Here is a 23,879-nt window from a genome sequence, read left to right on the forward strand (position 1 = left end):
TGTTATCGAAAGATTACCGCAGGGAAGGTAGTCGTATCCGGGTCTCAGACCGACCGCTTCGGGGTGGAGGGCCGCGTCTCGAGTTGGAGCCCAGTCCGCGAGACGTCGGTCAGTCGTCCCGATCCGACGCCGTCATCCGCTCGGCCAGCAATTCCGAGATCGGATCGAGCGATACGTACAGCCGTGCCGCGAGGATCGCCAGCGGCGGCAGCGCGAGCGCGAGGAAGAGGACGTCGTAGACCCAGGTCGCCCCGCCGAGCAGCGGGACGGTCGCCGCCGCCAGCCCGCGGTGGGCCACCAGCACGGCGATCAGGACCACCAGCAGGTTGACGATCGACGCGACGTCGTTCACGACGCCTTCGGGTCCCTCGAGCGTCGACCGGACGAGTTCGGCGAGCGTCGGCGCCAGGTACAGCAGCAGGGCGACCGTCGCGACCGTCACCACCGCGCCGACGAGGGCGGCGAACGTCACGGGCGTCCCGGGGACGAGCCGATCGATTCCGGGCAGCAGCGAGACGAGCCACAGCAGCGCGAGCAGCGACAGCGTCGCCACTAGGAGTTTGCTGATGGACTTCACCGTCTCGTACTCGAGCGATGCCGGGAGAGTCTGTTTCGGTTCAGTCATGATGCACTCGAGGCTGTCGCATGATCGATTAAATAAGCGTACGTTCATCCAGAGCGGATCAACTCGATTTTCGACGGTTTAGGATGGTTTCTCTCTGCTGGGTGTCGGTCGTCGTTCGGTCGGTACTCGAGAGGGTGTAGTGATTCGAGCAGAGGGAACCCGGATACGTACCAATCCGCAAATAATAGTCTTGGGTAATCCGAGGGTTTGAGTGTCGAATCCTCCGTACTCTCACCCCGCCCACACCGATCGGAACGAAGAAAGAGTTAACCGATAACACTCACGATGTACACACATGAGCTCCGAAGGTAAAAAGCGAGTTCAGTTCCGCGCTCCTCGAGGGTTAGTCGAGCGAGCGGATGCGCTCGCAACTGTCCTCGAAACCGATCGCACGGACATCCTCACCAACGCACTGCGCGAGTACCTCCGTGACGCATCTCACGATGACGACATCACTCAGGAGATCGCTGGAGCGTACTACGAGAACGACATTACCTTCCAGCAGTTGAAGGACCTCGTCGGACACGAGGAGGCAGCGAACTTTCGCGTCCTGAAGAACCAACTAAGCGACGAATTCCTCGAAGAGACTGCGGAGGAACTGGCGGACTCGTAGATGGCGTTACTCGTCGCAGACACGTCCGCTCTCGTTAGTCTCGGGACTGTTGCAACTCACGAGAAGACGCCCCTCAGTATTCTTCTCGACACCCATCTGGTCTGTATTCCAGAACAGGTGGTGTCTGAGTTGCAAAAAACGGCCCCGTACGAAGACCGTTCGGGAAACGCCGCACAGGCCGTTCTCGACCGTCGTTCGGAGTTCAGCGTCCGAGCCGCGAAACTCGAGGAGGACCTTCCACTCGACGATGGTGAGAATGCCGCGGTTTCGCTGGCCAACGACCTCGATGCGACGCAGTTTCTCTGCGATGAATTCAATCAACTCGCGCTTATTCACGCCTCCTTAGCTGACACCCGACTCGTGACGACACCGTCACTCTTGACAGCGTTAGTTCGCAACGAGCACCTCGCCCCGGTAGACGCGGAAGAGCTGTTGTCGAAGATAAGCGAAGCCCGAAGCTGGGAAACTAACACGTACGTCGCGCAGGCAGAGGTGACTCTCCAACGGCAGATGCAGTGATTGGTCCACTACCAATACTCCGGTAGTATAGGGCGGATTCGAACCGCGAGGACTCGAATCCTCTCGTCCTCTGGGTTCGAACCGCCGAGGATATTTCGCGCTCACGGAACTGTTCGCGCGAAAATAGTCCCGGGCGGATTCGAACCGCCGTCATGGGCTCGCTTCCGTGACGGCCGGAACCGAACACGTCCAAAGGCCCATATGATTGGCCACTACACCACGGGACTCTTCGTTTCACTCATCGTCCCGTGTCGCTCGCAAACCCATCGGGTTTGCTCGCCACCACGGGACTTCTCACTTCGTTCGAAGCCCCGTGAGGCTCGTAAATCCAGTGGATTTACTCACCACCACGGGACTCCTCGTTTCGCACGCCCCGGATACCTCGCAGTTCCGTCGAAACTGCTCACCACCACGGGACTTCACTCGTAGGATAGACTACCGTCGCACAATAGTGTTACTTTTCGTCGCTGGTGAACACCGCCTTCGGGCTTGGATATCATACGAATTAGTACCGCGTACCGAGTGTGAGATAGCCCGTTCTCACGGTACTGGCAACGATTATCCGTGACAGCTCTCAACGTTGAGAACAACTTTTGGATCGGTTACCGAAGAGCCGCTCGAGCCGACGACGACGCCTACAGGTACCCTTCCTCGGCCAGCCGATCGATCCCTTCCTCGAGTCGCTCCTCGCTCGCGGCGTAGGAGATCCGCGCGTAGCCGGGCGTCCCGAACGCGCTGCCGGGGACGGTCGCGACGTGGGCGTCCTCGATGGCTCCTTCGCACCACGCCTGATCGTCGTCATCGACTGGCAGCATCATGTAGAACGCGCCCTCGGGAACCGCGACGTCGACGCCGTGGTCCTCGAGCAGGCCGACGACCAGATCGCGGCGGTCTTCGAAGGCCTCGGTCATCTCTTCGACGGCCTCGTCGGTGTTCTCGAGCGCCTCGATACCGGCGTGCTGGACGAAGTTGACGGCCGAGGAGACGGAGTGGCTGTGCAGTTTGCCGGCCTGATCGATCAGTTCCTCGGGGCCGGCGAAGTAGCCCAGCCGCCAGCCGGTCATCGAGTAGGCCTTCGAGAAGCCGTTGACCGTGATCGTGCGGTCGGCCATCCCCTCGAACGTGCCTAGACTCGTCGGTTCGACGCCGTAGGTAATCTCCTTGTAGATCTCGTCGCTGATGACGGTGATGTCGTGCTCGACGGCCAGATCGCGGACGCCCTCGAGCGCGGCGTCGGAGTAGACCGCGCCGGTCGGGTTCGACGGCGAGTTGACGATCAGCAGCTTCGTTTCGTCCGAGACGGCGTCCGCGAGGTCGTCGAGCGCGGGCTCGAGCAGAAAGTCGGTCTCGGAGAGGTCGACGCGGGTCAGGTCGCCGCCGGCCATCTTCACCATCGCCTCGTAGGAGACCCACGCGGGGTCCAGCAGGGCGACCTCGTCGCCGTCGGCGATCAGCGCCTGGACGATCTCGTAGAGGGCCTGCTTCGCGCCGGGGGTGACGATGATCTCTTCGGAGCCGTGATCGAGGCCGTCGTCGGCGAGTTTCTCGGAGATCGCCTCGCGGAGGTCGATGATGCCGGCGGAGGGGGTGTAGCCGGTGTGGCCGGCGTCCATCGCCGCCTGGCCGGCGTCGACGATGTTCCGGGGCGTCGGGAAGTCGGGTTCGCCGACGCTCAGGTCGACGACGTCGGCCCCCTCGTTCTCGAGTTCGGTCGCGAGCGCGGAGATGGCGAGCGTTGCGGACGGTTCGACTCGGGTCAGGCGATCGGTGAATTCCATGGACATTGTGCTGAGTTGGTCGCGTTACGCTGAATCTGGGTCTCCGTCCGAATCGGGAAGTTCGTCCACGAGGTCGAGCGCCCCGTCGACGGCTTTCGCCGCGTTCTCGACGCGTTCACGAGATTCGGCGGCGGACATGCCGGGGCCCGTCACGCCGAGCGTCACCGGAGTGTCACGCTCGAGACTGACGTCGGAGAGCCGCTGGGCGGTCGCGTCGGTGATCACCTGATCGTGGTCGGTGTCGCCGGTGATGACCGTCCCGATCACGGCCACCGCGTCGACGGTCTCGAGGCGGGCGAGTCGGTCCGCCGCGAGGGGCGCGTCGTAGACGCCCGGAACGGTGACCGTCTCGTACACCTCGGCGCCCGCGGCTTGGGCCGCCTCGAGTGCCTCCTGCTCCATCTGCTCGGTGATCGGACGGTTGAACTCCGCGACCACCAGTCCGAGCGTGGTCATACGCCAGCGGTGGAGAGGGTGAGTAAAAGAGGTACCGTTCTCGCGTGGCCAGTCTCCCGCCGAGTTGGTTCCGTCACGCTTCGTCACGCAGCGATTGCTCCCGATGCGATCGGCGGCACCGACGCGATGCGGTCGACTATACTGATGGTACCACCGCGAACACCCCGCCGCGCTCGCCCGGACCGGACGCCGGCGCTCTCGGAGGGTCCTCGCCCCTGATCGGGTTCGGTGTCCTCGAACGTGATCAGATCTGGAGCGACCACTCCGTGTGGTAGGCACGATCGTGTGCGAAAGTGAGAACGCTTAAGCGGGGCCGTAGACAAGCGGCGCGCAATGACAACGCTCCAGACGCCGGGACCGACGCTCGGGGTCGTCGGCGGGGGACAGCTCGGACGGATGCTCGCCGAGGCGGCCGCACCGCTGGGGGTAGAGGTCGTCGTGCTCGATCCGACGCCCGACTGTCCGGCGACGCCGGTCGCCCGCGACCAGATCGTCGCGGATTTCGACGACGAAGCCGGAATCCGCGAGCTCGCCGCGCGCGCGGACGTGCTCACCTTCGAGATCGAACTGGCCGACCAGGACGTCCTCGAGCGCGTCGGAGAGGACTCGGGGACGCCGGTCCACCCGAAGCCGTCGACGCTGCGGACGATCCACGACAAGCTCGTTCAGAAACGCGAACTCGAGGCCGCGGGCGTCCCGGTGCCGCCGTTCCGTGAGGTCGCGGACGCCGACGATATCCGCGACGCCATCGACGACTGCGGCGCGCCGGTGATGCTCAAAGCGCGAACGGGCGGCTACGACGGCCGGGGGAACGTCCCCGTCGAGTCGAAAGCCGACGCCGAGGAGGCGCTCGAGTCGGTCGCCGGCCCCGCGATGGTCGAGTCGTTCGTCGACTTCGCGCGCGAGGTGTCGGTCATCGCGGTCAAGGGCGAGGACGAAGTCGCCACGTTCCCGCTGGGGGAGAACGTCCACGTCGACGAGATCCTTCGGGAGACGATCGTGCCCGCGCGCTCGAGCGAGGCGGCCGCGGAACGCGCCTACGACGTTGCTCGGGACGTCCTCGAGGTGATGGACGGCCGCGGCGTCTACGGGATCGAACTTTTCGAAACGCCCGAGGAGGAAATCCTGCTCAACGAGATCGCGCCGCGCCCGCACAATTCGGGCCACTGGACCATCGAGGGGGCCCAGAGCTCGCAGTTCGAACAGCACGCCCGCGCCGTGTTGGGCTGGCCGCTCGGGTCGACCGAACTGCGCTCGCCGACCGTGCTGACGAACCTGCTGGGCGACGTCGACGAGGAGCAGCGCGCGGAGTTGGGAGACATCGACCGCATCCTCGAGACGCCGGGCGCGCACCTCCACTGGTACGGGAAGCGCCAGGTCCGGCCGCTGCGCAAGATGGGGCACGTGACGGTCTCCGGCGAACGCGAGGGCGCCGACGTCGAGGACTTGCTCGAGACCGCGCGCGACCTCGAGGACGCGGTGACGTTCCGAAACTGAGCTACTGGCCGTCCCGTTTGCCACCGTTTCAAGTCATCCGCCCGCACATCATCACCCATGAGCGACAGCGTTAGCGACCTCATCGACCGGCTTCGCCGCGAGGCCGAGCAGGACCGCCCGGACGAGGAGACGCCCGACGTCGGCATCGTCATGGGCAGCGACTCCGACCTCGAGACAATGATGACCGGCGGCCGCCGTCGCGGGGCCTACGACGCCTTCGTCGACGAACTCGGGTTCGCCGAGCAGACGGACTACGAGAACCCGCCCGAAGCGCGGTTCACGTTCGAGACGTACGTGACATCGGCCCACCGAACGCCGGACTTAATGACCGCTTACGCCGAGACCGCCGAGGATCGGGGCCTCGAGGTGATCATCGCCGGCGCGGGCGGCAAGTCGGCGGATCTACCGAACATGACCGCCTCGATCGCCTACCCGCTGCCCGTAATCGGCGTGCCGGTCCAGGAGAAGTCCGTCGACAGCGTCATCGGGATGCCGACCGGGGCGCCGCTGGTCGCCGTCGACGCGGGGAAGTCGTTCAACGCGGCGCTCTCCGCGGCCCAGATCCTCGCGCGCCAGCACGAGGCCGTCCGCGAGGCGCTCGTCGACTACCACGAGGACCTCCGCGAGGGCGTCGGCGACGTTTCACGGCGGCTTCACGATCGGGGAACCGCGGCGTTCTCGAGCGAATAGCACCCCCTTCGGGCGATTACTGTCCGTTCGCTCCGTCGGGCTCACGGCGACGAGAACTGGTCATTCGGTCGGTTGCGGATATCGGGGACGTCGACTGCAACCCGTCGACCGGACCGCAGTAACGCGATTTATCGCTCGTAGTAATCGCGCGATACCGAATTCGATACTCCTGAAACGGACATATATCGTATAAGGCGATTATTCAGGAGGGATTGATCTCCCGGAAGTCGCCGCTGTAGCCCGTCTGCGGCCGCAAATCGAACAATCAACCCTTATATGCGTGCGGTAAGAACCTCCGAACGTTACGGAGATGAACGACTGGATCGCTATCGGGGCGCTGGCGCTCGTGGGGTTGCTGATACCGCTGGGAATGATGGCGGTATCGTACCTCTTGCGGCCGACCGTCCCCGAAACGAGTAAACGCGCCACCTACGAGAGTGGCGAGATTCCCACCGGCGGGACCCGAGTCCGGTTCAACATCCAGTACTACACGGTTGCACTTCTGTTCCTCGTCTTCGATATCGAAACCGTCCTCCTGTTCCCGTGGGCGGTCGTGTACCTGGATGCCGTCGAATCGGACGACATCGCCCTGCTCGAGATACTCGGGCCGATGTTGCTGTTCGTCGCCATCCTGCTGGTCGGACTCGCGTGGGCGTGGCGCAACGGCGCAGTACAGTGGGCACAGACACCCCGTCAGGCAGCGGCCGACTCTGACCGACATGAGTAGCAACAATCCACGGCAATCGATCCACGACAGCACCGCACCGTCGACGGACACTCGCGACTCCCGGATCGGCGAGGGTCCCGACGACCGGTTCAACTCCAAGCTTCGGGAGGCGTTCGGCTCGACGCCGTTCATTCTCACGAAGTTCGACAAGTTCATGAACTGGGTCCGGGGCAACTCGATGTTCATGCTGCAGTTCGGGATCGCCTGTTGCAGCATCGAGATGATGCACACGTACGCGATCAAGCACGACCTCGATCGCTTCGGTGCCGGCGTTCCCCGCGCCTCGCCGCGACAGGCGGACGTGATGATCGTTCCCGGGACGATCGTCTCCAAGTTCGGGCCCCGCATGAAACGCGTCTACGACCAGATGCCCGAACCGAAGTTCGTCGTCGGGATGGGGTCGTGTACGATCTCCGGCGGCCCCTTCCAGGAAGGGTACAACGTCGTCAAGGGTGCCGAGGAGATCATCCCGATCGACATCCACGTCCCGGGCTGTCCGCCCCGGCCCGAGGCGCTGGTCTACGGCATCGCCAAACTCCAGGAGCGGATCCGCAACGGCGAGTCGTCCCCGGTCGTCGTCAAACCGTACGAACTCGAGGAGTTCGGCGACCTGCCGGAGGACGAACTCGTCCAGAAACTGGCGAGCGAGATCGACGAGGACGACCTCGTCATGCGCTACAACTGGGCTGATTCGCCATGAGCACGGGACTCGAGCGCGGACGGCGACGGCCACCGGTCGAGGTCTCCGAGGACGACCTCGAAGCGCTGATCGGTGATCGCGCGCTCGCGCGAGACGATCACCTGAACGCGCCGGGCTTCGTCGTCCGGCCGGACGACGTCCGGGACGTCCTCTCGGACCTCAAGGAGGAGGCCGGGTTCGACCACCTCTCGAACCTGACCGCCCAGCAGTACGAGGACCGGTACGAGTCGATCTACCACCTGACCAAGTACGCCGACCGGACCCAGGAGGTGTCGATCGTCGTTCCGACGTCGATCGACGATCCCGTCAGCGAGTCGGCCGCGTCGGTGTTCTCCACCGCCGACTGGCACGAGCGAGAGGCGTTCGACCTCGTCGGGATCGACTACGAGGGCCACCCCGATCCCCGGCGGATCCTCCTGCCCGAAACCTGGCAGGGACACCCGCTCTCGCTCGAGTACGACCAGGAGAAGCCCCAGGTCGTCACCCTCACGGAACACGCCAACCCGATCCAGCCGGACCACCACGACGACGAATCGGACACGATGTTCCTCAACATCGGTCCCCACCACCCGGCGACCCACGGCGTGCTCCACCTCGAGACGGTGCTGGACGGCGAGACGGTCGTCGACGTCGATCCCGACGTCGGCTACCTGCACCGCTGCGAGGAACAGATGTGCCAGAACGGGACCTACCGCCACCAGATCATGCCCTATCCCGACCGCTGGGACTACGTCTCGGCGGGCCTGCTCAACGAGTGGGCCTACGCGCGCGTCGCGGAGGATCTGGCCGACATCGAGGTCCCCGACTACGCCCAGGTGATCCGGACCATGGGCGCCGAGTTCTGTCGGATCGCCTCCCACATGCTCGCGCTGGCGACGTTCGCGCTGGACGTCTACGGCGACTTCACCGCCATCTTCCAGTACGGGATGCGCGATCGGGAGGTCGTGCAGGACATCCTCGAGGACCTCACGGGACAGCGGCTGATGTTCAACTACTTCCGACTCGGCGGGGTCGCCTGGGACCTCCCCGAACCCCGCGCGGAGTTCATCGAGAAGTGTCGGGACTTCCTCGACGAACTCCCCGCCAAGGTCGACGAGTACAACGACCTGCTCACCGGCAACGAGATCTTCCAGGTTCGAACGCACGACACCGGCGTCCTCGAGCCCGAGGTCGCGAAGGATTACGGCTGTACCGGCCCCGTCGCTCGCGGCTCCGGGATCGAGTACGACCTCCGACGGGACGACCCCTACGGCTACTACGACGAACTCGAGTGGGACGTCGTCACCGAACCGGGCTGTGACAACTACAGCCGCGTCCTCGTGCGGATGCAGGAGGTCGAGGAGTCGGCCAAGATCATCGAGCAGTGTCTCGAGCTCATCGAGGACTGGCCCGAAGACGAGCGGGAGATCCAGGCCAACGTCCCCCGCACCCTCAAGCCGGACGCGGACACGGAGGTCTATCGGGCCGTCGAGGGGGCGAAGGGCGAACTCGGGATCTACATCCGATCCGACGGGACTGACAAGCCCGCACGGTTCAAGATCCGTAGCCCGTGTTTCCACAACCTCTCGGCGCTGCCGGAGATGTCCAACGGAGAGTACGTCCCCGACCTGATCGCGTCGCTGGGTAGTCTCGACATCGTGCTCGGGGAGGTGGACCGATAGGTATGGTCGGCGGACTCACCGCGGTTCCGCTGCAGAGCGACGACACCGTCTTGCTCCCCGAGCGGATCGGCGACCTGACGGGACTGGACGGCTTCGGCGTCGGGGGCGAACTGCTCGCGACGTTCATCGCGGCGTTCATCATCGGAAACCTGATGCTCGCGATGACCGGCGTCGCCGGCCCGTGGGCCAAACGGAAGATCACCGCCGCGTTCACGGACCGCATCGCGGTCAACCGGCTCGGGCCAGCGGGACTGTTCATCATCGTCGCAGACGCCGTTCGGCTGCTGTCGAAGGAGCTGATCGTTCCCGAGAACGCCGATCGACCGGCGTACGACCTCGCGCCGATCGTCGTCGCCGGCTCGGCCCTGCTGGGCTTCGCCGTCATTCCGATGGGCAGCGGGATCCACCTCGCCGACCCGGAAGTCGGGCTGGCGTACGTCTTCGCCGTCGCCGGCATCGCGAGCCTCGGACTGGTGATGGCCGGCTACGCGTCCGCGAACAAGTACTCGATGCTCGGCGGCCTCCGCGCGGTGGCACAGAACATCGCCTACGAGATCCCGCTGGTCGTCACCGGGATGTCGGTCGTGATCTTCGCCGGGTCGTTGCAGACGAGCGAGATCGTCGCGGCACAAGCCGAGCCCCTGTTCGACCTCGGCATCGTGGCGATTCCGGCGTGGTACGCGCTGGTCAACCCGTTCGCGTTCGTCCTCTTCCTGGTGGCGAACTTCGCGGAGGTCGGCCGCAACCCCTTCGACACGCCGGAGGCGCCGACCGAGATCGTCGCCGGCTACCAGACCGAGTACTCCTCGGTCTACTTCGTGTTGATCTACCTCGGGGAGTTCCTCCACATCTTCCTCGGCGGCGCGATCATCGCGACCATCTTCCTCGGCGGCCCGGCCGGACCACTCCTGCCGGGAATCGTCTGGTTCCTCATCAAGATCTGGGCGATATTCCTCCTGACCCAGTGGCTCCGCTCGGCGGTGCCCCGGGTCCGGATCGACCAACTGATCGAGATCGGCTGGAAGGGACTGCTCGTCCTTTCGTTCGCCAATCTCGTCCTGACCGCGGTAATTGTGGGGCTGATAGCATGATCGGAATCCTGAAATCCATGGCCACGACGATGAAGCACGCGCTGGACGGCTCCACCTTCACGGTGGAGTACCCCGAGACCGCACCGGACGTCTCCCCGCGGTTCCGGGGCGTTCACAAGTTCAGCCAGGAGCGGTGTATCTGGTGTCGCCAGTGCGAGAACGTCTGTCCGAACGACACGATCCAGATCGTCACGAACGACCAGCGAGAGGGCGAACAGTACAACCTCCACATCGGGCAGTGCGTCTACTGCCGGCTCTGCGAGGAGGTCTGTCCCGTCGACGCCATCCTGCTCACCCAGAACTTCGAGTTCACCGCGGACACGAAACACGACTTCGTCTACAACAAGGAGCAGCTGAAGGCGGTCCCGTGGTACAAGGACATCGACCCGCTCGAGTCGCGCGAACCCGACCGGGGCGCGTGGATCGGCGAGGGCGAAGGGGAGGTCGATTACCAGTAACCATGTTGGAGACGATCGCGTTCGCGGCGTTCGCGCTCGTGACGTTGCTCAGCGCGCTGGGCGTGGTCCTGCTAGAGGACCCGTGGCACTCTGCGCTCATGCTCGGCGTCGCGCTGCTGAGCATCGCGGTGCACTTCGTGATGCTGGCGGCCGAGTTCGTCGCCATGATGCAGATCCTCGTCTACGTCGGCGGGGTGCTCGTCCTCATCACGTTCGCCGTCATGCTCACCCAGCTCGAGTCGGACGATAGCGAGGGGGTGACGCAGGCGTGACGACCGGACCGCGACTCCGCCTCGGCAAGACGCTCGTTCCCGGACTGCTCGCCGTCGCCCTCTTCGGGCTGATGGCGCTGATCGCCCTGAACACGTCGTTCGGCGAGATGACCGGCTTCCCGGACGGCATCGCGATCACGTCCGAAATCGGCTACGCGCTGTTCGACCTGCCGGAACTGGCGTCGACCGACGGCGGGATGTCGGCCACCGAACCGTTCCTCGCCGCGTTCCTGCTGATCGCGATCGCACTGGACGCGGCGCTGGACGCCTCGCTCGTCCTCGCGAAGCGCGAGGAGGAGGGCGAACCCGTCGGCCCGCTGTCCAGTTCGCGCTCCAAGAACCCCGATACGGGCGCGCGTCCGGCGGTCGACTCGAGCGGCTTCGGTCGCTCGGAGTCGACGGCGACCGACGGCGGTACGGCCGGGACCGAGACGACCGCCGCTGGCGATTCCGATGCGGACTCGAGCGGGGGTGAGGACCGATGACGGTCGCCGTCGAGTACTACGTGTTGCTCTCGATGGCGATGTTCTGCATCGGCCTCTTCGGGGTGCTGACGCGTCGTAACGCACTGCTGTTCCTGATGTCCGTCGAACTCATGCTGAACGCGGCGAACGTCAATCTGATCGCGTTCGCGTTCTACCACGGCAACCTCACGGGGCAGGTGTTCGCGCTGTTCACGATGGCGCTCGCCGCCGCCGAGGTGGCCGTCGGACTCGGGATCATCCTGGTGCTGTACCGCAACTTCCGTGACGTCGACGTCACGGTTCCGACGACGATGAGGTGGTAACCAATGGCAGACGCATTCGCATACGCTCCGGCGATCGCGGTGTTCCCGCTCGTGGCGTTCGTCGTCGCCCTGGTCTTCGGGACGTACATGCCGAAGAAGGGCGCGTTCGCGGGCATCATAGCGACGGGCGGCTCCCTGCTGCTCTCGCTGTGGATGCTCGTCACCGTCGCGGGCGGCGAAGTGAGACACAATTCGGAACCGCTCTACGAGTGGACGGCCGGTTCGGCCGCGGCCGAGGCCGGCGCCGAGGGGATCAGTTTCAGCTTCGGGCTGCTGATCGACCCGCTCTCGGCGCTCATGCTGGTCATCGTCTCGCTCGTGGCCTTCCTCGTCCACGTGTTCAGCCTCGGCTACATGAACGACGAGGGCGAGACCGGGCTCCCGCGGTACTACGCCAGCCTCGGTCTGTTCACCTTCAGCATGCTCGCGTTCGTCGTCGCGGACAACCTGCTGATGGCGTTCATGTTCTTCGAACTCGTCGGCCTCTGTTCGTACCTGCTGATCGGGTTCTGGTTCCGCACGAAATCTGCCCCCTCGGCCGCGAAGAAGGCGTTCCTGGTCACCCGCTTCGGTGACTACTTCTTCCTGATCGGGGTCGTCGCCATCGCGGCGACGTTCGGCACGGTCGGCTTCGCCGGCGAGGACTCGTTCGTCGTCGCCGCCGAGGCGGCCATCGACGACGGCGCGACGCTGTTCGGCTTCGACGCCCAGACGTGGGTGACGATCACCGGACTGCTCGTGCTCGGCGGCGTACTGGGCAAATCCGCGCAGTTCCCCTTCCACACCTGGCTACCCGACGCCATGGAAGGCCCGACGACCGTCTCCGCGCTCATCCACGCGGCGACGATGGTCGCGGCCGGCGTCTACCTCGTGGCGCGGATGTTCGGCTACTACGCGCTCAGCCCGACCGCGCTCGCGATCATCGCGTTCGTCGGCGGCTTCACCGCGCTGTTCGCGGCCACGATGGGCGTCGTCAAGGACGACATCAAGCAGGTGCTGGCGTACTCGACGATCAGCCAGTACGGCTACATGATGCTGGGGCTGGGCGTCGGCGGCTACGTCGCCGGGGTCTTCCACCTCATGAACCACGCCTTCTTCAAGGCCCTGCTGTTCCTCGGCTCCGGCGCCGTCATCGTCCTCATGCACCACGAACAGGACATGTGGGAGATGGGTGGCCTGAAGGACAAGGCGCCGGTCACCTACTACACGTTCCTCGCCGGCGCGCTCGCGCTCGCGGGGATCGTGCCGTTCTCCGGCTTCTGGTCGAAAGACGAGGTGCTGTTCGACGCGCTGATCGTCGGCCTCGAGCAGCCCGTGATCCTCGCGGCGTACGCGATGGGGCTGCTCGCCGTCTTCTTCACCGGCTTCTACACGTTCCGGATGGTCTTCCTGACCTTCCACGGCGAACCCCGGACGGAGACCGCGGAAGACCCCCACGGCGTCGGCTGGTCGATCAAGGCGCCGCTGGTCGTCCTCGGCGTCCTCGCGGCCGTCGCCGGCTTCGTGAATCTCGCGCCGATCGCCCACATCGCGGGGTGGGACATCGCGTTCCTCGAGCACTGGCTCGACGGCGAGTACGGCTCCGTCGAGGGGCTGACCTACCACGCGTACCACGAGACGGTCGCCTTCGAGGAGGGCTACGTCGGCTCGGAGACTATCACCATGCTCCTGAGCGCGGGCCTGTCGCTCGGGCTGGCGCTGGCCGGCGCGTTCGCGGCCCACACGCTCTACAACGTGCCCGAACCGGAACGGCACGCGACGAAACTCGGCGGCGCGTACAGCGTCCTGCGGGACAACTACTACCAGGACGAGTACCAGGTCTGGCTCGCCGAGGGGCTGACGCTGCCGCTCGCTCGAGCGGCCGATCTGTTCGATCGGACCGTCGTCGACGGCGCCGTCGACGGCGTCTCGACGGGCAGCCTGTTCGGTAGTAGCTGGGTCAAACGCATCCAGACCGGACTGGTGACGAACTACGCGGCGCTGCTGGTGGCCGGATTCGTCGCCCTGCTTGCGGCGCTCGGACTCTACGGAGGGTGGTTCTAATGATGATCGAAGCACTGATCGCAGTCGCACTGGTCGGCGCGCTCGTCACGTTCGTCGTGCCGAATCGCTACGCGGGCAAACTGGCCTTCGCGATCAGCCTGGTGCCCGCCGCGCTCAGCCTGTGGCTGTTCGCGGCCTTCGACGGCAGCGGCAACGCCCTGCTCGGCGGCGACCTCGCCTTCGAATCCCGCGTTGAGTGGATTCAGCTGGGCGAGTACTCGATCTCGTGGGTCGTCGGTCTCGACGGCATCAGCCTGCCGCTGGTGGTGTTGACGACGATCCTCTGTTCGCTGGCGATCCTGAGTTCGTGGACGCCGATCGACCGCCGCGAGTCCCAGTTCTACGGGCTCGTCCTGTTCATCGAGGCGAACCTGATCGGCGTCTTCGCGGCGCTCGACTTCTTCGTCTGGTTCATCTTCTGGGAGGCCGTGCTGATCCCGATGTACCTGCTGATCGGGATCTGGGGCGGTCCGGACCGGAAGTACGCCGCCATCAAGTTCTTCGTCTACACGAACGTCGCGTCGCTGCTGATGTTCGGCGCGTTCGTGACGCTCGTGTTCGCCCTCGGCGACGCGGTGACGTCGTTCGCGCTCCCCGAGATCGCGTCGGCGATGATCGAGACCGGCCCCGAAGGGGTCTTCGGCCTCGAGGGAACCACCCTCGCCTCGATCGTCTTCGTCGCGATGTTCCTCGGCTTCGCCGTGAAAGTCCCGGTGGTGCCGTTCCACACGTGGCTCCCCGACGCTCACGTGCAGGCGCCGACGCCGGCCTCCGTGTTGCTGGCGGGCGTCCTGCTGAAGATGGGGACCTACGCCCTGCTCCGGTTCAACTTCACGATGTTCCCGGAGCAAGTCGAGGCGTTCGCGGTCCCGATCGCCGCCATCGCGGTGATCAGCGTCATCTACGGCGCGATGCTGGCGCTGGCCCAGACCGACCTGAAGCGGATCGTCGCTTACTCCTCGGTGTCGTCGATGGGGTACGTCATCCTCGGCCTGATCGCCTACACCCAGTTCGGGGTCGGCGGCGCGACGTTCCAGATGGTCTCCCACGGCCTCATCTCGGGGCTGATGTTCATGGCGGTCGGCGTCATCTACAACGCGACCCACACCCGCAACGTCGGCGACATGTCGGGGCTGGCCGATCGGATGCCGGTCGCGGCGGGGATCCTCGTCGCCGGCGCCTTCGGCTACATGGGGCTGCCGCTGATGAGCGGCTTCGCGGCGGAGTACTTCATCTTCTTCGGCGCGTTCGGCGCGGACTTCCCCTACGCGCCCGTCTTCACCGCGCTGGCGATGTTCGGCATCGTCCTCGTCGCCGGCTACCTGCTGTTCGCGCTCCAGCGGACCATCTTCGGCCCGTACCGACTCGAGACCGACTACGACGTGGGCGCGGCGCCGCTGCACGACCTCGCACCGATGTTCGTGTTGCTGGGCATCATCATCGCCCTCGGCGTCGCCCCCGACCTGTTGTTCGAGATGATAACCGACGCAGTCGATCCGATCCTGACCGGAGGTGAACTGTGATGGCGGTGTACCAACTGCCCGAGTGGGCCGCGCTGGCGCCGCCGTTGATCCTGGCGCTGACCGGGCTGGTGCTGTTCCTCGTGGACAGCATCTCGCCGCGATCGACGAACCGCGCGCTGCTCGCGGGGACCGCGGCGACGGGCGCGCTCGCGTCGCTGGCCGTCGCGGTCTGGTACACCGCCGCCGGCGTCGGCGTACCGACGATCGACGGCGGTCGCGGCGTGGTCGAGCCGATTCACGGCCTCGTCGTCGACCAGCTGGCGCTGTACTTCATGATCGTCGTCGCCATCGTGACGGCGCTGGTCGTGGTCGCCAGCTACGACTACCTGGAGGGCCACACCTACCAGGCCGAGTACTACTCGCTGGTCGTGCTGGCCGCGACCGGGATGTCGACGGTCGCCGCCGCCGACAGCCTCGTGACGATCTTCATCGCGCTCGAGTTGACGAGCCTACCGTCGTACGCCCTCGTGGCGATCCTCAAGGACAACCGCGGCAGCGTCGAGGCCGGCCTGAAGTACTTCCTGATCGGCGCGCTCTCGTCGGCGATCTTCGTCTACGGGATCTCGCTGGTCTACGGCGCGACCGGCTACCTGGACCTGGCGGCCATCGCGGACGTCATCGGGAACGACGACGTCGAGGTCCACGGCGGCCTCCTCGGGCTCGGCATCCTGATGCTGCTCGGGGGGATCGCGTTCAAGACCGCCAGCGTCCCGTTCCACTTCTGGGCGCCCGAGGCCTACGAGGGCGCGCCCGCGCCGATCAGCGCGTTCCTCTCCTCGGCCTCGAAGGCCGCCGGCTTCGTGATCGCCTTTCGCGTGTTCAACGTGGCCTTCCCGCTCGAGGAGATCGGCGGCGCGATCGGCTTCGACTGGACGGTCGCGTTCATCGTGCTCGCGATCGTTACCATGACGGTCGGCAACTTCGCGGCGGCGACCCAGGAGAACGTCAAGCGGATGCTCGCTTACTCGTCGATCGGCCACGCCGGCTACGCCCTGATCGGGTTGGCGGGCCTGTCGGCCGACGGCGGCGAACTCGTGATGGGGGCGGCGCTGATGCACCTGCTCGTCTACGGCTTCATGAACACGGGCGCGTTCCTGTTCGTCGCGCTGGCCGAACACTGGGGCGTCGGTCGCACCTTCGAGGACTACAACGGCCTCTCGACGCAGGCGCCGGTCGCCTGCGCGGCGATGGCCGTCTTCCTCTTCAGCCTCGCCGGCATCCCGCCCTTCGGCGGCTTCTTCAGCAAGTACTTCCTGTTCGTCGGGGCGCTCGAGGCGGCAGCCGCGAACACGGCGATGCTGGCCGTCGCCGGCGCGCTCGTGGTCAACAGCGCGCTCTCGCTGTACTACTACTCGCGGCTGGTCAAGGCGCTGTGGATCGAGGAGCCGCCGATGACCCGCGATCGACTCGCCAGCCGACCGGGCTCTACGCCGCGATCGTCGCGGCCGCGGTGATGACGATCGTCATCCTGCCCGGCTTCGGCCCGGTCGTCGACGCCGCCCTCGAGACCGCCGCGTCGATCGTGGGCTGAGACGGTCTGCTGTACCGATTTACCGGAGCAACCACAGGACGATCGAGGTTGCTCCGGAAACGACTTACAGCGGTCCGTACGAGACTGACGGACGACGGCAGCGGCGCCGAGCCGACCCGGTAGTTTTTCCCCGTCGGGTTGCAAAGCGCGATACATGGTTTTCCGGCTCGTGCTCGGGTGCGGAACGGTGGGACGGCAGGTCGTCGAGGAGCTGCCCGAGCGCGACGGAGGCGACGCCAACCGACTGCTCGTCGTGACCGACGACCAGAGCATCGTCGAGACGCTCCGGGACGAGAGCATTCCGGCCCGGTTCGGGGACCCGACGGATCCGTCGGTGATCGCGAGCCTCGACGCGCCGGACGTGATCTTCGTCGCCAGCGACCGCACCGACGTCAACCGGACCGCTCTCGAGCGCGCCCGGGATCGGTTCCCGACGGCGTCGATCGTGGCTTACATGGGCGGCAACGCGACCGAGGCCAACAGAACGCGGTTCGAGGAGCTCGCCGACCACGTCGTCGACGCGCGGGGGGCGATGGTCGATCACGTGCTCGACGGCATCGTGAGCCCGTCGGCCGACGCCGCCATCGGGCTCCGGAAGCGACTCGCGGGGATCGACGGCCGGCTGGCGGTCGTCATGCACGACAACCCCGATCCGGACGCGATCGCCAGCGCCGTCGCGCTGGTCGACATCGCCACGGAGGTGGGCGTCGACGCCGACGCCTGTTACTTCGGCGAGATCTCCCACCAGGAGAACCGCGCGATGGTCAACCTGCTCGATCTCGACCTGCGGAACCTCTCGCCGACGGACTCCATCGAGGAGTACGCCGCGTTCGCGCTGGTCGATCACTCCCGGCCCGGGGTCAACGATCAACTTCCCGAGGATCTGCACGTCGACATCGTCATCGACCACCATCCGCCCCGCGGCCCGGTGCCCGGCGAGTTCGTCGACCTGCGCGAACACGCCGGCGCGACCAGCACCGTCCTGACCGACTACCTCCACCGGTTCGGCCTCGAGCCCCGGCGCGCGACCGCGACGGCGCTGTTGTACGGCATCCGGATCGACACGAACGACTTCACGCGGGAGGTCTCCGCGGCGGACTTCAACGCCGCGTCGCTCCTGTGGCCCTACGTTGACGCGTCGGTCATGAGCCAGATCGAACAGCCGACGGTCGAGGGCGAGACCTTAGAGACGATCGCCCGGGCGATCAAGAACCGCATCCAGCGGGAGTCGGTGGCCGTCGCGAGCGTCGGGATGATGAGCGACCGCGACGCATTGCCGCAGGCGGCCGACCAACTGCTGTTGATGGAGGGGGTCGAGACGACGCTGGTGTTCGGATTCCGCGACGAGATGGTGTTCCTCTCGGCGCGCTCGCGGGCGAGCGACGTCGACCTCGGGGAGGCCCTCCGGGACGCCTTCGACCGGATCGGCAGCGCGGGCGGCCACGGCGACATGGCCGGCGCGCAACTCGAGATCGGCATCCTCGGCAGTGCCGACGACGAGGACGAGGTGGAATCGATCGTCAGCGTCGTCGAGGAGGTCATCACCAACCGGTTCTTCGAGGCGATCGACACCCGTCCGGGGGTCCCGGTCGGCACCTACACCCAGACCAGCGAGTGGCTGTTCGACGTCGACGACGAGGAGGCCACGCCCGCGAGCGAGCGGGTCGCGTCCGAGGACGAGGGCGAGGAATCGGCGTAGCGGCGGGGGGTCCGACTCGACCCGGAGTGACGACCGCAGCGGATCGTCGACTCCCTCGCGAAGACACGTTTTTGCGCCCGGAGGCCGTTGACTCGCGTATGGACGTCGTGTCGGACAGGACCAAACCCCGGGTCGAGGAGTACATGACGCGCGACGTGGCGACGGTCGCCCCCGACGAGACCGTCGGCGAGGTCGCGGCCCGGATCGCCGAAAGCGACGAGCACAGCGGCTTTCCCGTCTGCGAACGCCGCCGCGTGGAGGGGTTCGTCAGCGCCCGCGACCTGCTGCTGGCCGACGACGACGATCCCCTGTTCAAGGTGATGACGACGGACCTCCTCGTGGCCCACCCCGAGATGAAGGTGACCGAGGCCGCCCGCGTCATCCTCCGCTCGGGGATCCAGAAACTGCCCGTCGTCGACGACGCCGGCAACCTCGTGGGCATCATCTCCAACGCCGACGTCATCCGGAGTCAGATCGAGCGCGCGACGCCCGAGAAGGTCGGCAAACTGATGCGCACGCTCGAGGAGATCCACGACACCGACCTCGATCAGGCGCGGCGGACGGTCGCGCTCGCGGACCTGACGCCCACGCAGGGCCGGGTCTACGCCGACGAACTCGAGGGCCGGCGCTACGAACTCGAGCACGGGCTGGCCGAACCGCTGGTGGTCATCGACAACGACGGCACCCTGTTGCTCGCCGACGGTCACCACCGCGTCCTCGCCGCGGATCGACTCGGGATCGACGAGATGGACGCCTACGTCATCGTCGTCGACCGCGAGATCGACCTCGGAATGGCCAAGACGGCCGAAAAGGAGGAACTCGAGCGGATCGACGACATCGACGTCGTCGACTACGCCCGGCACCCGCTCGTCCAGACGACCAAACGGCTGCAGACCGACGAATGAGGGGTGCGCCGAGCGCGTCGCACTCGCCTCCGTTCCGACCGGCACTCACTCGGCCCAACTCGCATCCGCGATCTCGAGGGGCCGTACTCGCTTCTCTCGAGGCGACCGCGTTCGGATCGACTATCAGCAATGATAATCGCGCCTGAATAGTTACAAGCGGGCGTCGACAACCCCTCCGTATGTCGAGGACGGTACTCGAACGGAGCGACGACTACACGATCGAACGAGACGACGAGTCGGGGGTAGCGATCTTCACGTACACGCAGTACGTCTCCGGGGAGCAACTCCGCGAGGTCCTCGACGAGTGGGCGGCGGTCCTCGAGGCGGCGGACGCCGACCGGTACGTGGTGAACGCCGAGGCGTTTATGGCGCATCCGGAGGAGGACAAGCGCTGGATCGCCGACACCTGGGTACCGAGGCTGATCGATCAGGGCGTCGGGATGGGGGCCGGCGTCCACGCGGACTCCGCGGTCGCGCGCCTGGATATGGAGGAAATCGAACGGATGGTGAACGAACCCGATTCCGGCTTCACGTACCGCACGTTCGAGAGCGAATCCGACGCGCTGGAGTGGCTGGCGGAGCGGTAGTCCCACCGCCGGCGCCGACGCTCCGGTCGATGCGCACGGTTTTGGCCCCTCGTCCCACTGTACGTTGGGAACGGATTCAACACGTCATCGGCCGTTCAGATTAGTATGGCACGAACCCAGACCCAGCGAAAGACCGCCGTGCGCTGTGCGGACTGCCAGTCCATCTTCACCGCCGAGATCGAAGCCGACGGGGACGTCTTCCTGATCGGACTGGGCGACCGCTGTGACTGCGGGGGTACCGAGTTCAGCCGGTTCGCCTGATCGGTTCGTCGCCGCTCGCGGAGCCGGCGAAGACGTCCCTCGAGCCGACGGCTGACCTTCGTCACGGGCTACCAATCCCCGGAATCCTTAATGCCGCGTTCGGCAAATATTGCACCCATGTACGACGACGAGGAGCTCGCGGCGATCCGGGAGGCCACCGACGAGTGGGAGGCGGAAACGCTCGAGCCCACCCTCAACGCCCACGGGGAGCGCAAGGACCGGTTCGCGACCGTCTCGAATCTCGACGTCGATCGGCTCTACACCCCCGAGGACGTCGCCGACCTCGACTACCTCGAGGATCTGGGCTTCCCGGGGGAGGAGCCGTACACCCGCGGGCCGTACCCGACGATGTACCGCGGGCGGACGTGGACGATGCGCCAGTTCGCGGGCTTCGGAACCGCCGAGGAGACCAACGAGCGCTTTCACTACCTGATCGACGAGGGCCAGACCGGCCTCTCGGTGGCCTTCGACATGCCGTCGCTGATGGGTCTCGACTCGGACGACCCGATGAGCCAGGGGGAGATCGGCACGGAGGGGGTCGCCGTCGACACGCTCCGTGACATGGAGATCCTCTTCGACGGGATCGATCTCGAGGAGATCTCGACGTCCTTCACGATCAACCCCTCCGCGCCGGTGATCTACGCGATGTACGTCGCGCTGGCCGACCAGCGAGGCGTTCCGCGCGAGAATCTCCGCGGGACCCTCCAGAACGACATGTTCAAGGAGTTCATCGCCCAGAAGGAGTGGGTGATCCCCCCGGAGCCCTCGCTGGATCTCGTCACGGACGTCGTCGAATTCAGCACCGAGGAGACGCCGAAGTTCCACCCAATCTCCGTCTCCGGGTATCACATCCGCGAGGCCGGGTCGACGGCGGTGCAGGAACTCGCCTTCACCCTCGCGGACGGCTTCGCCTACGTCGAGGACGCCCTCGAACGTGGCCTCGCGGTCGACGAGTTCGCGCCGCGGCTCTCCTTCTTCTTCAACTGCCACAACGCCTTCTTCGAGGAGATCGCGAAGTACCGCGCTGCGAGACGGATCTACGCCCGCGTGATGGACGACTGGTACGATGCGGAGGTCGACGAGTCGAAGCGACTCAAGTTCCACACGCAGACGGCGGGCCAGTCGCTGACGGCCCAGCAGCCGCTGAACAACGTCGTTCGGGTGACGATCCAGGCGCTCGCCGGCGTGCTGGGGGGCACGCAGTCGCTGCACACTAACAGCTTCGACGAGGCGCTGGCGCTGCCCAGCGAGAAGGCCGTCCGGGTCGCCCTGCGCACCCAGCAGATCATCGCCGAGGAGTCCGGCGCGGCGGACATCGTCGACCCGATGGGCGGGAGCTTCGCGGTCGAGGCGCTCACCGACGAGACCGAGCAGCGGGTGATGGGCTACCTCGAGGAGATCCGCGAGATGGGCGACGGCTCCGTCCGCGACGGGGTCCTCAAGGGCATCGAGGACGGCTACTTCCTCCGGGAGATCCAGGAGGCCTCCTACGAGTACCAGGAGCGCGTCGAGCGCGGCGAGGAGGTCGTCGTCGGCGTCAACGAGTACACGCTCGAGGAGGACACCAGTCCCGAGATCCTCCAGATCGACGAGACGACGGCCGAGCGGCAACTGGCCCGCCTCGAGGACGTGAAGGCGGATCGAGACGACGCGGCCGTCGAGGACGCGCTCGAGGCGCTCCGCGAGGCGAGCGAGCGCGGCGAAAATACGATCCCGTACATCGTCGACGCCGTGAAGGCGTACGCGACGATGGGCGAGATCATGGGCGTCTTCGAGGAGCAGTACGGCGCCTACAGCGAAGAGATCGGCCTGGCGTGAGGCGGCGACCGGTCACCGATTAGCTCGTGGCGCAACCGCTGGCCTCGAGGTGTGCTCGAAGCTGCTCGGAGCGCTCGCTGTGTTCCCGGAGGGTGACCGTATCCCGTTCCTGACTGTAGTCGACGTACTCCGCGGCCGCCAACTTCGGAACGTGCGTGTGGTACAGCGTGAGATAGATCCGTCTCACCTCCTCGGGTGGGATCTCCGTGATCGGCGCGTCGTGCTCCCGGACGGCGACCTCGTCGGCGAGATCGGCCAAGGGGAGCGGGTTCTCGTACTCCCGAAGACACTCGAGGGCGTACCGACGGCGGCGGTGTGAGAGCATTTCGAAGACGGTGCTGACGGATTCGTGCGACTGTTGTGGCCCAACCATACACGGATAACGCACCTCTTTGCGGAAGAGGGGATATGTTGTATACACCACCCAGAGTGGGGCGTGCGGAGGTGGAACGGAGATGACGTCACTCTCCGCCCTGATGCGTGACCGTCACCGTGCTCGCGACGAGGTTCTCGTACGCGGCGCAGACTCTCGTGCGCGGTGCAGAACCGCTTCGAGAGGGGCTGCCACCCTGGCGTTCACCGTTCCGTCGGTACGGTCCCCGGATCGTTCCACCCACGCTTCCCCGATCGATCGGAACGACGCGAGGATCGGGTCACAACACGAGCGTCGACACCAGCCCGACGATTCCGGCGAGCGTGAACCCCAGTCCCGGAACCGCGAGCAGTCCGCCGAAGATCACGTAGAGGGAGCCGGAGCGCTGCCGGTCGGGGATCACCGTCGGCCGGTCGCCGACCGACACTTCGAACCAGTCGTCGCCGGCGACGGTGACCGGCGCGTCGGGATCGGACGCGCGGTCGGCCCCGTCGGTGACGGTGCCGCCGTAGACGTGGACGTCACCACCGGGCTCGAGGCGGTATTCGCGGTACTCTCGGTGTTCCCGGTACTCGCGGAGGTCGTCGCTCGAGTCGGCGCCGTCGCCGTCGGTCGCCGCGTTCGGAAGGCCGATCCCCGCGAGCCGATCGCGGACGTCGGCCGAGAGGTCGGCCCGGTCCGTCCAGGCCGTCGCGGCTGAGGGACGGTCTGTCAGCGAGAGGACGGCGCTCGCGGGGTCGACTCTGACGCGGTCCGTGCCCTCGTCGACGACGAACGGAACGCCGGCCGACACCGCCGCGTCGTGGGTCCACGTCGCGTCCGGCCGCGTTTCGTCGCGGGAGCGAGACTGCACCGTGTACGCCAGACAGGCAGTGCCGGAGACCGGCGCCTCGAGGGTTCCCTCGTCGCTCGCTCGAGCGGTTCCCGCGAACTCGACGAGCCGGTTCGCGTCGGGAACCTCGCGGAGCGGTATCGGCCCGGCCGCACGGAGCCGTCGGGCGAGTCGAATCCGGCCGACACCCATCGACGCGATGATCACTCCGGCGGCGAGGACCGCGAGCCCGAACAGCAGCGCGGCCCCCATGACGAGCAGGTTCGTCGGCGGCATACGGGCCGGTTGCGTGCCGGAGAGGATAATTCCCGCGGGATACCGCTCGCGAACGGTCGACCTCGGGGCCGTGAGTGTGCCCCTCGATTGACGTCCCGGCGTCGAAACCGCCGGACGAAGTGACCGACGACGGGTTCGAAGCGGAGTGGCCCGCGGC

Annotated in this window: 23 protein-coding genes, 1 tRNA gene and 2 pseudogenes; 20 read left to right on the forward strand and 6 right to left on the reverse strand. The window is 66.2% G+C overall.

What is annotated here, in order from left to right:
- Positions 1-109 precede the first annotated feature (109 nt).
- Entirely contained in the window at positions 110-625 is a 516-nt protein-coding gene (locus J0X25_RS31835; RefSeq protein ID WP_207287911.1) for a hypothetical protein, read from the reverse strand.
- Positions 626-920: 295 nt separating this feature from the next.
- On the opposite strand from J0X25_RS31835, the gene J0X25_RS31840 reads away from it, so the two are divergent.
- Together J0X25_RS31840 and J0X25_RS31845 are read left to right on the forward strand one after the other, a co-directional pair.
- Entirely contained in the window at positions 921-1,238 is a 318-nt protein-coding gene (locus J0X25_RS31840; protein WP_207287912.1) for a hypothetical protein, read from the forward strand.
- The gene (locus J0X25_RS31845; RefSeq protein WP_207287913.1) at positions 1,239-1,757 is read left to right on the forward strand and encodes a PIN domain-containing protein; all 519 of its coding nucleotides are present in this window, start codon (positions 1,239-1,241) and stop codon (positions 1,755-1,757) included.
- A 124-nt stretch (positions 1,758-1,881) separates the two neighbouring features.
- Here the strand turns inward: J0X25_RS31845 and J0X25_RS31850 are convergent.
- The 3 genes from J0X25_RS31850 to ribH form a co-directional block, all read right to left on the reverse strand.
- A tRNA-Gln gene (locus tag J0X25_RS31850) sits at positions 1,882-1,984 on the reverse strand.
- Positions 1,985-2,392: 408 nt separating this feature from the next.
- Positions 2,393-3,541 carry a pyridoxal phosphate-dependent aminotransferase gene (locus tag J0X25_RS31855; protein ID WP_207287914.1) on the reverse strand — a complete coding sequence of 383 codons (1,149 nt, stop codon included), beginning with the start codon at positions 3,539-3,541 and terminating at the stop codon, positions 2,393-2,395.
- Between the two features lie 18 nt (positions 3,542-3,559).
- Positions 3,560-3,991: a 6,7-dimethyl-8-ribityllumazine synthase gene (gene ribH, locus J0X25_RS31860; RefSeq protein WP_207287915.1), complete on the reverse strand. Its 432-nt coding sequence runs from the start codon at positions 3,989-3,991 to the stop codon at positions 3,560-3,562.
- A 330-nt stretch (positions 3,992-4,321) separates the two neighbouring features.
- Here ribH and J0X25_RS31865 point away from each other — a divergent pair.
- The 18 genes and pseudogenes from J0X25_RS31865 to J0X25_RS31950 all read left to right on the forward strand — a co-directional run.
- A pseudogene (locus J0X25_RS31865) lies at positions 4,322-5,488 on the forward strand (5-(carboxyamino)imidazole ribonucleotide synthase); the annotation flags it as partial.
- Between the two features lie 57 nt (positions 5,489-5,545).
- The gene (locus J0X25_RS31870) at positions 5,546-6,178 is read left to right on the forward strand and encodes an AIR carboxylase family protein (protein ID WP_207287917.1); all 633 of its coding nucleotides are present in this window, start codon (positions 5,546-5,548) and stop codon (positions 6,176-6,178) included.
- A gap of 310 nt (positions 6,179-6,488) precedes the next feature.
- Entirely contained in the window at positions 6,489-6,905 is a 417-nt protein-coding gene (locus J0X25_RS31875) for an NADH-quinone oxidoreductase subunit A (RefSeq protein ID WP_207287918.1), read from the forward strand.
- Positions 6,898-7,605 (forward strand): NADH-quinone oxidoreductase subunit B, encoded by a 708-nt coding sequence (locus tag J0X25_RS31880; protein ID WP_207287919.1) that lies wholly within the window; start codon positions 6,898-6,900, stop codon positions 7,603-7,605. The genes J0X25_RS31875 and J0X25_RS31880 overlap by 8 nt, the downstream gene beginning before the upstream one ends.
- Complete coding sequence (locus J0X25_RS31885; protein WP_207287920.1) at positions 7,602-9,266, forward strand: NADH-quinone oxidoreductase subunit D; 1,665 nt, start codon at positions 7,602-7,604, stop codon at positions 9,264-9,266. The genes J0X25_RS31880 and J0X25_RS31885 overlap by 4 nt, the downstream gene beginning before the upstream one ends.
- A gap of 2 nt (positions 9,267-9,268) precedes the next feature.
- Positions 9,269-10,357, forward strand: coding sequence for a complex I subunit 1/NuoH family protein (locus J0X25_RS31890; RefSeq protein WP_207287921.1), 1,089 nt, complete (start codon positions 9,269-9,271; stop codon positions 10,355-10,357).
- Positions 10,354-10,815, forward strand: coding sequence for a NuoI/complex I 23 kDa subunit family protein (locus J0X25_RS31895; RefSeq protein ID WP_207287922.1), 462 nt, complete (start codon positions 10,354-10,356; stop codon positions 10,813-10,815). The genes J0X25_RS31890 and J0X25_RS31895 overlap by 4 nt, the downstream gene beginning before the upstream one ends.
- Positions 10,816-10,817: 2 nt before the next feature.
- Positions 10,818-11,087: an NADH-quinone oxidoreductase subunit J gene (locus J0X25_RS31900; RefSeq protein WP_207287923.1), complete on the forward strand. Its 270-nt coding sequence runs from the start codon at positions 10,818-10,820 to the stop codon at positions 11,085-11,087.
- Positions 11,084-11,572 carry a hypothetical protein gene (locus tag J0X25_RS31905; RefSeq protein WP_207287924.1) on the forward strand — a complete coding sequence of 163 codons (489 nt, stop codon included), beginning with the start codon at positions 11,084-11,086 and terminating at the stop codon, positions 11,570-11,572. Before J0X25_RS31900 ends, J0X25_RS31905 begins: the two co-directional genes overlap by 4 nt.
- Positions 11,569-11,874 carry an NADH-quinone oxidoreductase subunit NuoK gene (nuoK, locus tag J0X25_RS31910; protein WP_207287925.1) on the forward strand — a complete coding sequence of 102 codons (306 nt, stop codon included), beginning with the start codon at positions 11,569-11,571 and terminating at the stop codon, positions 11,872-11,874. The genes J0X25_RS31905 and nuoK overlap by 4 nt, the downstream gene beginning before the upstream one ends.
- A 3-nt stretch (positions 11,875-11,877) precedes the next feature.
- A complete protein-coding gene (gene nuoL / locus J0X25_RS31915) occupies positions 11,878-13,917 on the forward strand; it encodes an NADH-quinone oxidoreductase subunit L (RefSeq protein ID WP_207287926.1) in 2,040 nt (679 codons plus the stop codon).
- Entirely contained in the window at positions 13,917-15,440 is a 1,524-nt protein-coding gene (locus J0X25_RS31920; RefSeq protein WP_207287927.1) for a complex I subunit 4 family protein, read from the forward strand. Before nuoL ends, J0X25_RS31920 begins: the two co-directional genes overlap by 1 nt.
- A pseudogene (locus J0X25_RS31925) lies at positions 15,440-16,971 on the forward strand (NADH-quinone oxidoreductase subunit N). Before J0X25_RS31920 ends, J0X25_RS31925 begins: the two are co-directional and overlap by 1 nt.
- Before the next feature lie 154 nt (positions 16,972-17,125).
- Positions 17,126-18,670 (forward strand): DHH family phosphoesterase, encoded by a 1,545-nt coding sequence (locus tag J0X25_RS31930; RefSeq protein ID WP_207287928.1) that lies wholly within the window; start codon positions 17,126-17,128, stop codon positions 18,668-18,670.
- A gap of 98 nt (positions 18,671-18,768) precedes the next feature.
- Positions 18,769-19,575: a CBS domain-containing protein gene (locus J0X25_RS31935; protein ID WP_207287929.1), complete on the forward strand. Its 807-nt coding sequence runs from the start codon at positions 18,769-18,771 to the stop codon at positions 19,573-19,575.
- Between the two features lie 179 nt (positions 19,576-19,754).
- Positions 19,755-20,162, forward strand: a complete 408-nt coding sequence (locus tag J0X25_RS31940) for a hypothetical protein (protein ID WP_207287930.1) — start codon at positions 19,755-19,757, stop codon at positions 20,160-20,162.
- Between the two features lie 105 nt (positions 20,163-20,267).
- Positions 20,268-20,423 carry a hypothetical protein gene (locus tag J0X25_RS31945; RefSeq protein WP_207287931.1) on the forward strand — a complete coding sequence of 52 codons (156 nt, stop codon included), beginning with the start codon at positions 20,268-20,270 and terminating at the stop codon, positions 20,421-20,423.
- A gap of 117 nt (positions 20,424-20,540) precedes the next feature.
- A complete protein-coding gene (locus tag J0X25_RS31950; RefSeq protein WP_207287932.1) occupies positions 20,541-22,241 on the forward strand; it encodes a methylmalonyl-CoA mutase family protein in 1,701 nt (566 codons plus the stop codon).
- Positions 22,242-22,260: 19 nt separating this feature from the next.
- Here the strand turns inward: J0X25_RS31950 and J0X25_RS31955 are convergent, their stop codons facing one another.
- Complete coding sequence (locus J0X25_RS31955) at positions 22,261-22,614, reverse strand: DUF7344 domain-containing protein (RefSeq protein ID WP_207287933.1); 354 nt, start codon at positions 22,612-22,614, stop codon at positions 22,261-22,263.
- A 280-nt stretch (positions 22,615-22,894) separates the two neighbouring features.
- Complete coding sequence (locus J0X25_RS31960; protein ID WP_207287934.1) at positions 22,895-23,722, reverse strand: hypothetical protein; 828 nt, start codon at positions 23,720-23,722, stop codon at positions 22,895-22,897.
- Positions 23,723-23,879 lie beyond the last annotated feature (157 nt).

The organism is Haloterrigena alkaliphila (assembly GCF_017352155.2).
GTDB classification, from domain to species: Archaea; Halobacteriota; Halobacteria; order Halobacteriales; family Natrialbaceae; genus Haloterrigena; species Haloterrigena alkaliphila.

Excerpts from the sequence above, each read along its gene's own strand:
- J0X25_RS31835 (WP_207287911.1), bottom strand. The coding sequence starts at position 625 with ATGACTGAACCGAAACAGACTCTCCCGGCATCGCTCGAGTACGAGACG.
- J0X25_RS31840 (WP_207287912.1), top strand. The coding sequence starts at position 921 with ATGAGCTCCGAAGGTAAAAAGCGAGTTCAGTTCCGCGCTCCTCGAGGG.
- J0X25_RS31845 (WP_207287913.1), top strand. The coding sequence starts at position 1,239 with ATGGCGTTACTCGTCGCAGACACGTCCGCTCTCGTTAGTCTCGGGACT.
- J0X25_RS31855 (WP_207287914.1), bottom strand. The coding sequence starts at position 3,541 with ATGTCCATGGAATTCACCGATCGCCTGACCCGAGTCGAACCGTCCGCA.
- ribH (WP_207287915.1), bottom strand. The coding sequence starts at position 3,991 with ATGACCACGCTCGGACTGGTGGTCGCGGAGTTCAACCGTCCGATCACC.
- J0X25_RS31870 (WP_207287917.1), top strand. The coding sequence starts at position 5,546 with ATGAGCGACAGCGTTAGCGACCTCATCGACCGGCTTCGCCGCGAGGCC.
- J0X25_RS31875 (WP_207287918.1), top strand. The coding sequence starts at position 6,489 with ATGAACGACTGGATCGCTATCGGGGCGCTGGCGCTCGTGGGGTTGCTG.
- J0X25_RS31880 (WP_207287919.1), top strand. The coding sequence starts at position 6,898 with ATGAGTAGCAACAATCCACGGCAATCGATCCACGACAGCACCGCACCG.
- J0X25_RS31885 (WP_207287920.1), top strand. The coding sequence starts at position 7,602 with ATGAGCACGGGACTCGAGCGCGGACGGCGACGGCCACCGGTCGAGGTC.
- J0X25_RS31890 (WP_207287921.1), top strand. The coding sequence starts at position 9,269 with ATGGTCGGCGGACTCACCGCGGTTCCGCTGCAGAGCGACGACACCGTC.
- J0X25_RS31895 (WP_207287922.1), top strand. The coding sequence starts at position 10,354 with ATGATCGGAATCCTGAAATCCATGGCCACGACGATGAAGCACGCGCTG.
- J0X25_RS31900 (WP_207287923.1), top strand. The coding sequence starts at position 10,818 with ATGTTGGAGACGATCGCGTTCGCGGCGTTCGCGCTCGTGACGTTGCTC.
- nuoK (WP_207287925.1), top strand. The coding sequence starts at position 11,569 with ATGACGGTCGCCGTCGAGTACTACGTGTTGCTCTCGATGGCGATGTTC.
- nuoL (WP_207287926.1), top strand. The coding sequence starts at position 11,878 with ATGGCAGACGCATTCGCATACGCTCCGGCGATCGCGGTGTTCCCGCTC.
- J0X25_RS31920 (WP_207287927.1), top strand. The coding sequence starts at position 13,917 with ATGATGATCGAAGCACTGATCGCAGTCGCACTGGTCGGCGCGCTCGTC.
- J0X25_RS31930 (WP_207287928.1), top strand. The coding sequence starts at position 17,126 with ATGGTTTTCCGGCTCGTGCTCGGGTGCGGAACGGTGGGACGGCAGGTC.
- J0X25_RS31935 (WP_207287929.1), top strand. The coding sequence starts at position 18,769 with ATGGACGTCGTGTCGGACAGGACCAAACCCCGGGTCGAGGAGTACATG.
- J0X25_RS31940 (WP_207287930.1), top strand. The coding sequence starts at position 19,755 with ATGTCGAGGACGGTACTCGAACGGAGCGACGACTACACGATCGAACGA.
- J0X25_RS31945 (WP_207287931.1), top strand. The coding sequence starts at position 20,268 with ATGGCACGAACCCAGACCCAGCGAAAGACCGCCGTGCGCTGTGCGGAC.
- J0X25_RS31950 (WP_207287932.1), top strand. The coding sequence starts at position 20,541 with ATGTACGACGACGAGGAGCTCGCGGCGATCCGGGAGGCCACCGACGAG.
- J0X25_RS31955 (WP_207287933.1), bottom strand. The coding sequence starts at position 22,614 with ATGGTTGGGCCACAACAGTCGCACGAATCCGTCAGCACCGTCTTCGAA.
- J0X25_RS31960 (WP_207287934.1), bottom strand. The coding sequence starts at position 23,722 with ATGCCGCCGACGAACCTGCTCGTCATGGGGGCCGCGCTGCTGTTCGGG.